General features: G+C 45.4%; 11 protein-coding genes. 1 reads left to right on the top strand and 10 read right to left on the bottom strand.

Annotated features, from left to right (window positions below; translation table 11 throughout):
* Positions 1-8: 8 nt before the first annotated feature.
* Complete coding sequence (locus tag BSHG_RS03790; protein ID WP_008660979.1) at positions 9-1,388, bottom strand: dihydroorotase; 1,380 nt, start codon at positions 1,386-1,388, stop codon at positions 9-11.
* Between the two features lie 3 nt (positions 1,389-1,391).
* A complete protein-coding gene (locus tag BSHG_RS03795) occupies positions 1,392-2,144 on the bottom strand; it encodes a polyprenol monophosphomannose synthase (RefSeq protein ID WP_005788964.1) in 753 nt (250 codons plus the stop codon).
* A gap of 192 nt (positions 2,145-2,336) precedes the next feature.
* Between BSHG_RS03795 and mfd the strand changes: the two genes are divergently transcribed.
* Positions 2,337-5,714: a transcription-repair coupling factor gene (mfd, locus tag BSHG_RS03800; protein WP_008660977.1), complete on the top strand. Its 3,378-nt coding sequence runs from the start codon at positions 2,337-2,339 to the stop codon at positions 5,712-5,714.
* A gap of 24 nt (positions 5,715-5,738) precedes the next feature.
* Here mfd and BSHG_RS03805 read toward each other — a convergent pair whose 3' ends face one another.
* The 8 genes from BSHG_RS03805 to BSHG_RS03840 form a co-directional block, all read right to left on the bottom strand.
* A complete protein-coding gene (locus BSHG_RS03805) occupies positions 5,739-7,595 on the bottom strand; it encodes a YgiQ family radical SAM protein (protein WP_005788960.1) in 1,857 nt (618 codons plus the stop codon).
* Between the two features lie 25 nt (positions 7,596-7,620).
* Complete coding sequence (locus BSHG_RS03810; protein WP_005788959.1) at positions 7,621-8,097, bottom strand: DUF456 domain-containing protein; 477 nt, start codon at positions 8,095-8,097, stop codon at positions 7,621-7,623.
* Positions 8,098-8,101: 4 nt separating this feature from the next.
* Positions 8,102-8,446, bottom strand: coding sequence for a hypothetical protein (locus tag BSHG_RS03815; RefSeq protein ID WP_005788957.1), 345 nt, complete (start codon positions 8,444-8,446; stop codon positions 8,102-8,104).
* Positions 8,443-8,658 (bottom strand): sulfurtransferase TusA family protein, encoded by a 216-nt coding sequence (locus BSHG_RS03820; RefSeq protein ID WP_005788955.1) that lies wholly within the window; start codon positions 8,656-8,658, stop codon positions 8,443-8,445. Before BSHG_RS03820 ends, BSHG_RS03815 begins: the two co-directional genes overlap by 4 nt.
* Positions 8,655-8,975: a hypothetical protein gene (locus BSHG_RS03825; protein ID WP_005798707.1), complete on the bottom strand. Its 321-nt coding sequence runs from the start codon at positions 8,973-8,975 to the stop codon at positions 8,655-8,657. The genes BSHG_RS03820 and BSHG_RS03825 overlap by 4 nt, the downstream gene beginning before the upstream one ends.
* Positions 8,976-9,227: 252 nt before the next feature.
* Positions 9,228-9,629 (bottom strand): hypothetical protein, encoded by a 402-nt coding sequence (locus BSHG_RS03830; protein ID WP_005788950.1) that lies wholly within the window; start codon positions 9,627-9,629, stop codon positions 9,228-9,230.
* A gap of 447 nt (positions 9,630-10,076) precedes the next feature.
* Entirely contained in the window at positions 10,077-12,986 is a 2,910-nt protein-coding gene (locus BSHG_RS03835) for an N-acetylmuramoyl-L-alanine amidase (protein WP_008660962.1), read from the bottom strand.
* Between the two features lie 101 nt (positions 12,987-13,087).
* Positions 13,088-13,810 carry a tyrosine-protein phosphatase gene (locus tag BSHG_RS03840; protein WP_011203150.1) on the bottom strand — a complete coding sequence of 241 codons (723 nt, stop codon included), beginning with the start codon at positions 13,808-13,810 and terminating at the stop codon, positions 13,088-13,090.
* Between the last annotated feature and the right edge of the window lie 7 nt (positions 13,811-13,817).

The raw sequence follows: 13,817 nt of genomic DNA, 5'->3' as shown, positions 1-13,817 counted from the left end.
TTTATTGTTCATCGTTCAAAATAGATCTCTTGTCCGCGATAGGTTTCGTCTACCTGTCCGTCAGTATACAATAGATGTCCGTTGGCAAATGTCTTTTCTACTTTCCACTCGAACGTACGTCCTTCAAGCGGGCTCCATCCGCATTTGCTTAAAATCTGATCCGCGCTTACCGTCCATAATGCATCCGGACGAACCAATACGAGATCGGCCTGATAACCGGGGCGGATAAAGCCGCGGTTGTGAATATTGTATATTTGTGCAGGGGCGTGACACATCTTTTCGACAACCTTTTCTATCGTAAAGATACCTTCGTTCACCAGTTCGAGCATGCTGACCAGAGAGAACTGGATCATAGGCATACCGGACATTGCTTTCAACGGCCCTCCTTCTTTTTCTTTGAGAAGGTGTGGGGCATGGTCTGTCGCGATTACATCGATCAGGTTGGAGTTGACTGCCTGACGGAGCGCATCCCGGTTGGTTTTTGTTTTGATAGAAGGATTACACTTGATGCGTGCACCGAGTTCCGGATAATCGGAAGAGTCGAATAACAGATGTGAAACGCAAGCTTCTGCTGTGATTCTCTTTTCCTCTAACGGGATATCATTGTCAAACAGTGAAAGTTCTCTGGCTGTAGAGATATGCAGGATATGCAGGCGTGCATCTGCAATGCGTGCCAGGCGTACAGCCAGTTCGGACGATTCGTAACAAGCCGCAATCGAACGTATTTTAGCATGATAACCCATCGGAAGGGTCTCATGATGAACATGGTAATATTGATGAGGATATTTTTCAATATACTCTTTTACATACTTCTCCGTATTCTTTTTAATCGTTTCGTGATTCTCGCAGTGAGCGGCAATCAGCAGATCGGTTCCATTGAAAATATTCAGTAGACTGTTCATTTTGTCTACCAGCATATTTCCGGTACTCGATCCCATGAAAAGCTTAATTCCGCATACACAGTTCTTGTCCAGTTTGTCGAACTCGGTATAGTTATTATTGGTTGCCCCGAAATAGCACGAATAGTTAACGCTACACTTTTCGGCAAGCAGATCGAACTTGGCATTGAGCGCATCCAGTGTGGTCGTTTGCGGATTTGTATTGGGCATGTCCATGATAGAGGTTACACCTCCAGCTGCGGCAGCCCGGCTTTCGGTAGAGATGTCGGCTTTGTGGGTTAGTCCCGGATCACGGAAATGTACATGATCGTCGATCACACCCGGAATCAGATAGCATCCGTTGGCATTGATTGTTTCTTCGCAGGGGATAGCAGGTTTCTGTCCTTTTTCAAGTACTTCGGCTATTTTTTCCCCTTCGATAACTACTGAACCGCGCACAGAACGTCCTTCGTTTACTATGGTAGCGTTTTGTATTAATGTTCTTTTCATATCTTAATTCATTTTTGTTTTCTGGGGGAATGTGTGAAACCAGCTGTTCACTTTCAGTTTGATGACACCGAATACCGCTTCACCAAAGATACTGCTGTTCATTTTTGAAGTACCCAGTTCGCGGTTGATAAAGATAACCGGTACCTCGATAATCTTGAATCCGCATTTGTAGGCCGTAAATTTCATTTCTATCTGAAAAGCATACCCCTTAAAACGTATGTGGTCGAGATCGATGGTTTCGAGTACCTGGCGACGGTAACATTTAAATCCGGCAGTCGTATCGTGTATCGGCAGTCCGGTAACGATTCGTACATATTTAGATGCAAAATAAGACATCAGCACACGTCCCATCGGCCAATTTACTACATTCACTCCGCTTACGTATCGAGAGCCGATAGCTACGTCGCCTCCCTGAACGGCACAAGCCTCATAGAGCCGTGGCAGATCGTTGGGATTATGACTGAAATCGGCATCCATCTCAAAGATGTATTCGTATGAATGTTCCAGCGCCCACTTGAATCCGGTGATGTAGGCTGTTCCCAATCCCAGTTTACCTTTACGTTCGATCATGAAAAGGCGGTCGGGAAACTCCTGCTGCAAGGTCTTTACAATGGCGGCGGTCCCGTCAGGAGAACCGTCCTCGATGATCAGAATATGAAAGGTCTTTTCCAGTCCGAAAACGGCGCGGATGATGTTCTCTATGTTTTCCCGTTCGTTGTAGGTAGGGATGATTACGATGCTGTCCGATGTCTGCATATTGTGTCTAAATTTGAAGACAAATGTAATGCTTTTCCGCTACTAACCAAAGATAGCGCATTAAAACTAAGGATAATTTAGTACTTTTGCGGTGAATTTGCATCACAGGTTACAGGGATTTGCATAGATGGTTCGGAAACATGTTTCATCCGTGTAAATCCATAGGATCGGTGATGGGCTAAAATTGCATTTATGACAATTACTGAACTGCAACATCAATATGCGGGGCATCCGAATGTAGAGGCCCTGAATAAACTGTTGGGGGAGCCCGCAGTCAGACATATCTATTGCGGCGGCTTATATGCTTCCGCTGCTTCCTTGTTCGCTTCGGCGTTGGTTGAAAAGAGTCCTTGCCCGTTTGTTTTTATATTAGGTGACCTGGAAGAAGCCGGTTATTTTTATCATGATCTTACCCAAGTGTTGGGTACAGAGCGCATTTTGTTTTTCCCTTCTTCGTTTCGTCGTTCAGTGAAGTACGGACAGAAAGATGCTGCTAACGAGATTTTGCGTACCGAAGTGCTCAGTCGCTTGCAGAAGGGTGAGGAGGGATTGTGTATCGTCACTTATCCCGATGCATTAGCCGAAAAGGTCGTATCACGGCAGGAGTTGAGCGAGAATACCCTGAAACTGCACGTGGGTGAGCGGGTGGATACGGGTTTCATTACGGATGTATTGCATAGTTACGGGTTTGAATACGTGGATTATGTATACGAACCGGGGCAGTATGCCGTTCGTGGAAGTATTATCGACGTGTTTTCATTTTCGTCCGAGTATCCCTATCGTATTGACTTTTTCGGTAATGACGTGGAGAGTATCCGTACATTTGAGGTCGATTCACAGTTGTCGAAAGAGAAGAAAGAGAGTATTGTGATTGTGCCCGATCTTGCCGTAACCGGAAAGGTTACAACTTCTTTTCTTGATTTTATCCCGAAAGATACCACTTTGGCGATGCGTGATTTCCTTTGGTTGCGGGAGCGTATTCAGGTTGTTCACGATGAATCGCTCACACCGCAGGCTCTTGCTTCTCAGGAGGCCGAAGAGAATGGAGGCATTACTCTGGAAGGAAAATTGATCGATGGGAGTGAGTTCACTGTTCGTGCGCTCGATTTCCGGCGGATGGAGTTTGGTAACAAGCCGACCGGCACACCGGATGCTACCTTGACATTTCATACTACGGCACAACCTATTTTTCATAAGAATTTCGATTTGGTGGCGGAGTCTTTCAAAGAGTATCTGAACCGGGGATATGCACTTTATATCTGTAGTGACAGTACGAAACAGACGGATCGCATCAAAGCCATTTTTGAGGATCGGGGAGACCGGATTCAGTTTACGGCTGTGGAGCGGACTCTGCATGAAGGGTTTGCAGACGATACCTTGAAACTTTGTTTGTTTACCGATCACCAGTTGTTCGACCGTTTCCATAAATATAATCTGAAGAGTGATAAAGCCCGTTCCGGAAAGGTCGCCCTTTCGCTGAAAGAGTTGAATCAGTTCACCCCCGGTGATTATGTGGTACATACCGATCATGGTGTGGGACGTTTTTCCGGTCTGGTACGTATTCCTAACGGAGATACGACACAGGAGGTCATGAAACTGGTCTATCAGAATGAAGATGTGGTATTTGTTTCTATCCATTCGTTGCATAAAGTTTCAAAATATAAAGGTAAAGAAGGAGAAGCCCCCCGACTGAACAAATTGGGTACGGGCGCTTGGGAGAAACTGAAGGAGCGTACAAAGACAAAGATTAAAGATATAGCTCGTGACTTGATAAAACTTTATTCACAACGTCGTGAAGAGAAAGGGTTTGCATACAGTCCCGATAGTTTTTTGCAACGGGAATTGGAGGCTTCGTTCATCTATGAAGATACCCCCGATCAGAGTAAGGCTACGGCGGATGTGAAACAGGATATGGAACGGGATATGCCTATGGATCGCCTGGTATGTGGAGACGTTGGCTTCGGTAAGACTGAAGTGGCCATCCGTGCCGCATTTAAAGCCGTAGCAGACAATAAGCAGGTAGCCGTACTGGTGCCTACAACGGTTTTGGCATACCAACACTTCCAGACTTTTCGTGATCGCCTGAAAGGACTTCCCTGCCGGGTAGAATATCTCAGCCGTGCCCGTACGGCGGCACAGGCAAAGGCGGTAATCAAAGGATTGGAAGCTGGAGACGTGAATATTCTGATCGGTACGCACCGTATCTTGGGAAAAGATGTCAAGTTCAAAGACCTCGGACTGCTGATTATTGACGAAGAGCAGAAGTTCGGTGTGTCGGTCAAGGAGAAGCTGCGGCAGATGAAGGTCAATGTGGATACATTGACAATGACGGCAACCCCTATTCCGCGTACTTTGCAATTCTCGCTGATGGGAGCGCGTGACTTGAGTGTGATTTCAACTCCACCTCCCAACCGTTATCCGATACAGACGGAGGTACATACGTTCAGTGAAGAGGTGATAGCTGATGCCATTAACTTTGAGATGAGTCGTAATGGGCAGGTTTTTCTGGTAAACAACCGTATAGCCAATCTTCCGGAACTGAAAGCAATGATTCTTCGTCACATTCCGGATTGCCGGATAGCCATCGGACACGGACAGATGGAGCCGGCGGAATTGGAACAGATCATTTTCGGCTTTGTCAATTATGACTACGATGTACTGATTGTAACCACTATTATCGAGAGTGGAATCGATATACCGAATGCGAACACGATTATTATCAATCAGGCACAAAACTTCGGATTGAGCGATCTGCACCAGATGCGCGGACGTGTGGGACGTAGCAATAAAAAGGCGTTCTGTTACTTGCTGGCTCCTCCGTTGTCTTCGTTAACCCCCGAAGCCAAACGTCGCCTGCAGGCGATCGAGAATTTCAGTGATTTGGGTAGTGGTATTCATATTGCCATGCAGGATCTGGACATTCGCGGTGCGGGTAATATGCTGGGAGCCGAACAGAGTGGATTTATCGCCGATCTGGGTTATGAAACTTATCAGAAGATATTGTCGGAAGCTGTGCATGAACTGAAAACGGATGAATTTGCCGAACTTTATGCTGACGAATTAAAAGGAGAAGGTGTCATTAGTGGTGAAGAGTTTGTTGAAGAATGTCAGGTGGAAAGCGATCTGGAATTGCTGTTACCGGCTAATTATGTGACGGGCAGCAGCGAACGTATGTTGCTGTATCGGGAACTGGACGGACTGACTCTCGATAGAGATGTAGATGCTTTCCGTTCACGATTGGAAGACCGTTTCGGCCCTATTCCGCCTGAGACTGAAGAATTGTTGCGTATAGTACCGTTAAGGCGCCTGGCTGCCCGATTGGGAGTGGAAAAAGTGTTCTTGAAAGGAGGACGTATGACACTGTTCTTTGTCAACAATGCAGAAAGCCCGTATTATCAGAGTGCTGCTTTCGGCAAGATGATCGACTATATGATGAAGTATACCCGAAGATGTGATTTGAGAGAGCAGAACGGACGTCGGTCTATGTTGGTAAAAGATATTCCGAATGTGGAAACGGCTGTCAGTGTACTACTGGAAATTGTGGCATTACCGGTGAAAGAGAAAGAGTAAGTGAAGTGTGGAAAGAGGAAGTTGTCATTTCCTCTTTCCGTATAGTTTATCTATCAGGTCCGCCCGTCCGATGCGGCGCAATTCATTGATGATATTCCGTCGTTCTTCCGGTTTATACCAAAAGAAAAATTGTCTTTGTGCCAACTTTTCCCGTTGAGTCTTGGCACTGAATACCGGTTCGAGTGTATACGGATGAAAGCCTGTATACCAAGCTTCGGTGGCTACGGTCATAGGGGTAGGGGTGAAATCCTGCACTTGTTCCAGATGGAAGTCCAGTTGTTTGGTGATGACTGCCAGTTCCGCCATATCTTCTTCTTTACAGCCCGGATGACTGGAGATGAAATAAGGGATCAATTGTTGGCGCAAGCCAAGTTCCCGGTTGATTCTGTCGAATATCTTTTTAAATTCTCCGAATTGGCTGAAAGCGGGTTTACGCATGATACTCAGTACCCGGTCACTGGTATGTTCCGGTGCAACTTTCAGGCGTCCGCTGACGTGGCGGGCTATTAGTTCGCGAGTATATTCTGCTGTGATTTTGTTGACGGTAGCATCCTTGCTTTGATGGAGCAATAAGTCGTATCGCACTCCACTTCCGATGAAACTTCGTTTGATCTCAGGTAAAGAGTCCACTGCATAGTAAATATCCAATAGCGGACGGTGATCCGTATTCAGGTTCGGACACACTTTGGGATGAATGCAAGAGGGGCGTTTACAACGTTTGCAAAGGGAGAGATCTTTCCCGCCCATTTTATACATATTGGCAGAAGGGCCTCCTAAATCGCTCAGATTTCCTTTGAAATCGGGCAATTGAACTACCTCTTTTACTTCTTTCAGAATGCTTTCCTTGCTTCGGCTGACTATAAATTTTCCCTGATGGGCGGAGATGGTACAAAAAGCGCATCCGCCAAAACATCCCCGGTGGATATTAACGGAAAATTTAATCATATCATAAGCCGGAATGCGTTTGCCTTTGTATTTGGGATGAGGCAAACGAGTGTAAGGGAGATCGAACGAACGGTCCAGCTCTTTCTCTGTCATAGGAGGGTAGGGTGGATTTACAACCACTGTTTTACCATCGACAGCCTGTACGATTCGGGCTGCCGCGTATTTATTGCTTTCCTCTTCTATATGACGGAAGTTGGTTGCCTGTTTCTTTTTATCAGCCAAACATTCTTCATGCGAATAGAGGGTGATATCATTCTCGTCGGATTCATATTTCCTGGTCAGATAAGCCGTCTGCGGGATAGAGGATAATGCCGGAGAATGAATGTCGGATGATGAAATCACTCCATCCTGATTATCACACAGGGCTGTCAATCGGCGGACCAACTCACAAATAGGCTTTTCTCCCATGCCGTAAATCAGCATGTCGGCACCGCTTTCACAAAGTATACTTTTCTTTAACCGATCCTGCCAATAGTCATAATGGCTGAGGCGGCGCATACTTGCTTCAATACCTCCCAAAACAACGGGAACATCGGGATAGAGTTTTTTCAGAATTTGGGTGTATACGATCGAGGGATATTCCGGTCGCATATCGGGACGTCCGTCCGGGGTGTAAGCGTCATCGCTACGTAAGCGTTTGTTAGCTGTATATTTGTTCACCATGGAGTCCATGCAACCTGCACTGATACCGAAAAAGAGTCGGGGACGTCCCAGCTTGCGAAAGTCACGCAAGTCGTCACGCCAGTTGGGTTGGGGCACAATGGCTACACGCAGGCCTTCGGCTTCAAGGATACGACCGATAACGGCGGCTCCGAATGAAGGATGGTCCACATAAGCATCGCCGCTAAAGAGGATAACATCCAGTTCGTCCCAGCCGCGAAGCTCTACTTCTTTCTTGGTAGTGGGTAACCAATCGGTAAGTCGATATTCTTTCATGGGGACAAAGATACGGATAATTTCGCTATACGAGGGCACGGATAAAGCAGAAGATGAACCAACCGCATACGGCTACCTTCAGTACGGTGCCCAACAGGAACCCTGCAAATGCTCCGAATCCTGCTTTCAGCGCGTATTTCGTTTCTTTTCCACCCAATAATTCGCCTACAACTGCGCCCACAAACGGGCCGATAAATACGCCCCAGGGGGCGAACAGAAAAATGCCGGCAAAGGTACCGATGATGCAACCCCATTTACCCCATGGGGTACCTCCGAGTCTTTTTACACCGAACATCGGAATGAAATAGTCGAGTATTTGTATCAGTACCACAATGAACAACCAGAAGAATAGTTGTGGAATGGTAAAAGAAACCTTATCGGTGAAATGCAGAAATACCAGTGCCAGATAGGAGACAGGAGGCCCGGGAAGCATAGGGACGATACATCCGGCTAATCCGACAAGCAGGCAGATACTACCCAGAATAATCAGGAATATATCCATGCGTTCAACCTATTCTTTTGATAATGGCAATAAATTCTTCATTGGTCATTCCGAAGTCTTGTTCGCGATAGTTCACAAAGTCTTCCAGATACTCTCCGGCTATTGTGTCCAGGATTTCCTTACCATTGAGTCCTTCTTCATCGAGCATAAAGCGAATCATACCCTGATAGGCATGAATCGTCTTCAAGCGTTGTTCCGCTCCGGCCACTCCCATCATCTGGCAATGATGTTCGTTGCGGGCTATAAGATAAACGGTAGCGTAGAACTTTTCTGCGCTACCGAATGTACTTTTGATTTTTTTGATTGCCGTTACCGGCCATTTTTTAATTTGATTTTGTATTTCGCTCATAAAATAGTAAACTGTAAAGTCATCCGTTCTCCATCATATATTTCACGGAATCCAATACCTTGTTCTGATAAATATTCCTTAAGATCCTGAAATGCAGCCACCTGATCCGTTACAATCTCCATCTTGTCACCGGGATTGGCATTACACATCGCTTTTATGGCCGGAATCAACGGGCTATAGTTCGTCATTCCACAGGTATCGACGGTAATCATGCCTCCTCCTCTTCTTCTGCTTCCTGCTTTGACAACCAGGTGAGATAGAGCTTGATGAGTTGCTGCAACCCGAATGCTTTCATATTGTTGTGATAAATCACATCTATACAAAGGTCGAGCAGGTCTTTACTGTCTTCTTCCTGACTTGCGATCAGAGAACGTATATTGAGTTTCAGCTTTTCCAGAACAGCTTCATCTACAATTCCATTGCTGTCTATCAGATGCTGGAATAAAGAGTATTTTTCAATGGTTACCAAATTCTCTTCAGATATTTCCATGCTGCGTGTGCCACTTGGATTTGCCTGTATTGTGTACATAGTGTTTTTATTTTAATAGTTATTACTAGGAGCAAAGATAGAATTTAAAATGAAGAATGGAGTAAGTGGCAGGGATTTTTTTTTGATGAATATATATTTCCAATGGTTTCTCTTCCTTATCTCTGTTTTTTAGTTTTCTCCCGAATAGCTTTTAAATGGTCGTTTATGTCCGGTTTGTATTTGTCTTTATTTTCCCTCCGGATGCAGGTGCGCATCGCGGAGGGAGTTCTATGACAATTTATTTGTCACTTGTTAAGGCCACGGCTGAACGATGACCTCAATGGTTTGTCTTCCTAATGGAGGCTGGCCCGGATTGAGCGGATTGTACCATTTCATATCCACTTGATATCTTCCCGCTGCAACTCCTTTTATACGCAGGATAATCATAGTTCCAAAGATATATGATTCTTCTTGTTCTATACCTACCGGTGGATTATCACATTCCCATACCATTGCCCCGATCATGGGATATGGAGTTTCGGAAATTTCACCGACATGAAGAAATATCTGACTCGGCAACGGAGGCGGTGGAATATGGGGAGGTGGAATATCTTGCTCAATTCCTCCCGACTTTGAAATCGGATCGTTCGCCGAAGGGCTGTATGCATAGGATACACCTCTGCAAAGTAGCATGGCTACTACTAAAAAAAACATTTTTGCTTTCATAATTATATAAAATTGGTTCATGTAGTACGCTACAAATGATTATCCGGGCACAAATAATCAGATTAGAAGACTCTATTATGAAATTAGAAAAATATTATAGAACGAAAACAGCCGGATTAGAGGGGCAACCGAATAAGAAGAATAAGAGGATGGCAGACATTATGGCAGTTAATGTTAAATATGTCTTGTTTGGATAGCAGACATTATGTCAGTATAAGCTTTAAGAGTGTCAGGTATGACCGTAGAGCCGAGGGGGGCTGCCGAAAATGATGTTCAAAATGTATCGGTGAGTGAAAGAAAACACAAGGTGTTTTTCCCTATGGATGTTTTGCTTGGAAGAGTTATCCATGTAGTCTTTTGTCTGCAAGAAACTTGTTTCTTGCAGACAAAAGACTGACATCACCCATCAGGTTTCGGCAAAGTGGATTGGGATATTTATTTTTCTCCGAAGAATTTTAGTATTGCCGCCATTACTATGGCACGGTCTGTTTCGCTTTCGATGCTTTCGAATGGAAATCCCATTGCGAATACCCGGTAATTTCCTTTATAAGCGATTCCGGCACTGTATTGTCCGGGTTGATAGACAAATACCGGAAACGCGGAGTCTACGGGAACGATACAATCAGGAGCTGTTACTGCATAAGCCTTCTCGTTGGGCAAACGGGGGATTTGCAGGGTGCGTCCCAATCCGGTGATCTGTCTCGAACGGGTATCTTTGAGTGAACCTTGGAAGCCGTATTTCAGAATTTTTTCCGTAAACTCCCGGTTACCCTGTGAATTACTCATGTCGCTGCCAATGTAAGACCCGCTGACGAGAAGGTTTCCTCCTGACTGACAGTAAGCGGTTAATATCCGTTGCATGGGTGAAGAGAATGTCTTATAATACGTTTTGCGTGCCGGATTGCTTAAAATATCATCTTTTTCCAGTCCCAGGATAAAATCCACAATGGGATAATGTTCCGGTTGTATACGCCCGTTTTCGACAGCTTCATCGCTGCATGATACGAAACTGTAGTTTCCGGCAGCTTGGATTGCCTTGCCGTGTACAAAAGGATAGTCGAAAGTGTTTCCGGCAATTTTCATTCCTTCCAGTTCGTTTCCGCTATAGCCCAGACTTCCTTTTCCTTCTTTTCCCGCCTGAGAGCGATCAAAGCCGGTCTGTGCCCCGCAAAGTGAAATATTGTATTGATAAGCGACACCAGGGTCTTGTTCCAAGTCAAATCCGGCTTCGTCCGGTGTGTCGATTACTGTCGGTCCGCTCAATCGGTTAAAACCATTGATGATCAGCACTCGTGCATGTTCTTGTTTGGCTTTATAGGCAGATAAGATTTCGGATGGAAAACTTTCGCCTCCGTGGTTGACAGCTGTAACCTTAAATGAATAGACCAATCCGGGTTCTATTTTCAGGGTGTACGAAGGTTTATTCACACGTACTCCATTGTCGAAACCACCGTATCCGATACGAGTGTATACCATGTATTCGCGGGGACGGGCGGTAGGCTCCAACGGATCGTTTTCACCCTGCCATGAGAGTTCCAGGGTGTTTCTTTTTTTGCCAAACTCGATGGCGAAGTTGCTGACGGGGAGTGGTTGCACTACATACTCCTTGTTGTGCTGACTGCTGATGAACTGTAATACGGCTTTGTAAATGGCACGTCCTACGGTAAATTTGAAATTCGGGTCGTGACCGAGTTTCATATCTGCGAAATTTTGGTGTGAAAGCAATTCGACGATAGTGGATGGAGTGGCAGGCAGGCGTGTTTCGCTATAATTGCGATCCCACATACTACGGCGTGTCCACTGTATATTGAATTTGGCACGAATGTCTTTTTGTATTTGGGTGAGCAGGAGATCTGCCAGGTCACGTGAAGCATACCGGCTGTTTCCCGAGTTAAGCAGTCCGTTATTGAAATCGGTGGTATAGATACTGAGTGATCCCACTATATCGTTCGTTTTACTGTATCCGGCATCACTATGCAGCGCCACGTTCATTTCAAAGGGGACACCCAGTCCTTTTTGTCCGGGATTGAATACAGAACCACCGGACAGGTAATTGATGGTGTTGGAGCGTGCATTGATGTCGTCAGCATAGTCATTTGTTCCTTGTTTGCCTCCGTAGACATCATAGGGCATACCTGCCCATTGGGCAGAATAACGGGCTCCCTCCAGATAACGGGGTAGTCCGCTTACTGTGCCACGGGATATATTTCCCATTCCTCCGCCGAAACGAACGGCATCGGCACAGATAACCCCGTTTTCGCTGCTCTCATTGCTTAGTACCACCATGCCATAATCATTGCTGCCTTTGTCAAACTCAAAGGTTCCGAGATATACCCATGTACCACCGCCGATCCTCTGGTTGACTTTAAATTCTGTAACACCACCTTTGTGAAATACCAGATATTTGGCGTCACTGACGCTGTTTGGAAGTGTCTGATAGGATACATATACTGCGTAACTCCCTGTTTCGGGGATTGTAGGAATCCATTCGGCAAATGCCTTATTCTTTTTCTTTTCAGTCCGGGTGAAGCGTGCGCTACCTGTCAGGAAAGGGTTTTCTCCATCTTCATATACAGGTTTTCTTTGTGCGAATCCGTAACCGCCGGTTTTCTCCCAACGGGCTTTGCGGCTTTTCATCTCCAGATAGATGGAACCGTTTCGTGTATCGTTGTCCACAATCACCTCATTCTTTTGAGTATCCCGCTCCCGGGGGGTATAGACATTAGCTCCGGCGTTTTCGAGCATAGGGATGACATAAGGCAGAATGAAAGATTGCGTGAACAGGTCCTCGGTAGTGCAGAACAAGCGTGGACGTTGCCATCCCCATTCGCCTTTATCGTTCTTGTAATATTTGCCATGGCTTTGCCACAAGGAGATGTGCCGGTTCTGCAATCCTTTGGTTATTTCGTAAGGGCGGGAGGTGTTTATCACCCAAGGTGCTCCTTTATATTCTGCGTTTGAAAGCCGCGATTTATCTTTTTTCTTTTTCCCGCGAAAGAAATTGGGAATCAACTCCTCGATAGGTTGGTTGTTGGCATAAATTGTAGTTCGGAAAAAACGTACCGGGCCGGGCAGCAATTCTTCTATCTGATGATAGATTTCGTCTACTGTTTCCGGTACAAACGGCTGATAAGCAAAACTCTCGGAAGCATAGATAGATAGTTTCCTGCCTTCGAAGTCTATGTCTACGCTTTTTAACTTACAGCTTCCGGTATTGGCAGATGCCGGGGTGTAAGTCTCAAAGTAATTACTGAGCCGCTCTTTCACGCTTTTTTCTATTTCTTGTGCAAACAAGATTCCTGTCGCAGCAAAGAGCAGCAGGAGAAATATACATAGTTTTTTCATATGCTCGGTTGAATGATTATCGGGTGCAAAAGTAGAAGAAATAAATGAAAAACCGGCAATTGCCGATAAGTCATTGGCTGAGGAAGTTGCTAACTGTCCATTTATTCGGTATACAGCATTCTCAATCTGTGGGTATCTACTCCCAATTGATTTTTCAGGTAGTTATCCATACCTTGATAGTCAGTGTCAATGGTTTGGAAAGCAGCTTCCAGATATTCTTTCCGTACTGTGGTGAGAGGGGCAAATCCGGGATGAGCTTGTACGATTGCATCATATTTCCCTTTTATATATTCGGCAGACAGCATGTAATCTTCCATTATCACTTCCCTGTCGACACCCAATGCTCCCAGTAGTAAGGCTGCGGCAATTCCGGTACGGTCTTTTCCCGCTGAGCAGTGAAATAAAAGAGGAGTATTCCGTTCTTCCGAAACAATCCGGAAGAATTCCCGATAAGTATCCTGAGCATTTTGGATGATATAAACGTATGCCTGTTCGAGTATTCCCGGTATATTGTTCAGGTTGAAGTGTGTCATGTCGGTCATGTCGCCTGCTTCGATAGATAAGGGGATATATTGTGTAACTGTTGAGGGAATTTTGTCTGCCGCTGCTTTTTTTTCCTGCATGCTCCTGAAGTCGATGTCGGTTCGGATGTGCAAGGAGGTAAGATAGTCCAGATCGGATTCTGTCAGTTTATCAAGATCGCCCGAACGGATGAATGTTTTCCATTTTACATGTTTATGGTCTGATGTCGGATAACCTCCCAGATCACGAATATTATAAGCTCCCTCTATAGGAAGAAGACGGAAGAATTTTTCTTGTTTCATATATAAT

The sequence above is a fragment of the Bacteroides sp. 3_2_5 genome, from assembly GCF_000159855.2.
Lineage (GTDB): Bacteria > Bacteroidota > Bacteroidia > Bacteroidales > Bacteroidaceae > Bacteroides > Bacteroides fragilis.
This window is presented reverse-complemented; position numbering and strand designations above follow the sequence as displayed.

Coding starts and splice junctions, on each gene's coding strand:
- BSHG_RS03810 (WP_005788959.1), bottom strand. CDS start 8,097: ATGGATATATTCCTGATTATTCTGGGTAGTATCTGCCTGCTTGTCGGA.
- BSHG_RS03805 (WP_005788960.1), bottom strand. CDS start 7,595: ATGAAAGAATATCGACTTACCGATTGGTTACCCACTACCAAGAAAGAA.
- BSHG_RS03820 (WP_005788955.1), bottom strand. CDS start 8,658: ATGATTACCGTCGATACCTGTGGAATGACGAACTATAGCCCGTTGATT.
- BSHG_RS03830 (WP_005788950.1), bottom strand. CDS start 9,629: ATGTTTTTTTTAGTAGTAGCCATGCTACTTTGCAGAGGTGTATCCTAT.
- BSHG_RS03795 (WP_005788964.1), bottom strand. CDS start 2,144: ATGCAGACATCGGACAGCATCGTAATCATCCCTACCTACAACGAACGG.
- BSHG_RS03790 (WP_008660979.1), bottom strand. CDS start 1,388: ATGAAAAGAACATTAATACAAAACGCTACCATAGTAAACGAAGGACGT.
- BSHG_RS03815 (WP_005788957.1), bottom strand. CDS start 8,446: ATGAGCGAAATACAAAATCAAATTAAAAAATGGCCGGTAACGGCAATC.
- mfd (WP_008660977.1), top strand. CDS start 2,337: ATGACAATTACTGAACTGCAACATCAATATGCGGGGCATCCGAATGTA.
- BSHG_RS03825 (WP_005798707.1), bottom strand. CDS start 8,975: ATGTACACAATACAGGCAAATCCAAGTGGCACACGCAGCATGGAAATA.
- BSHG_RS03835 (WP_008660962.1), bottom strand. CDS start 12,986: ATGAAAAAACTATGTATATTTCTCCTGCTGCTCTTTGCTGCGACAGGA.
- BSHG_RS03840 (WP_011203150.1), bottom strand. CDS start 13,810: ATGAAACAAGAAAAATTCTTCCGTCTTCTTCCTATAGAGGGAGCTTAT.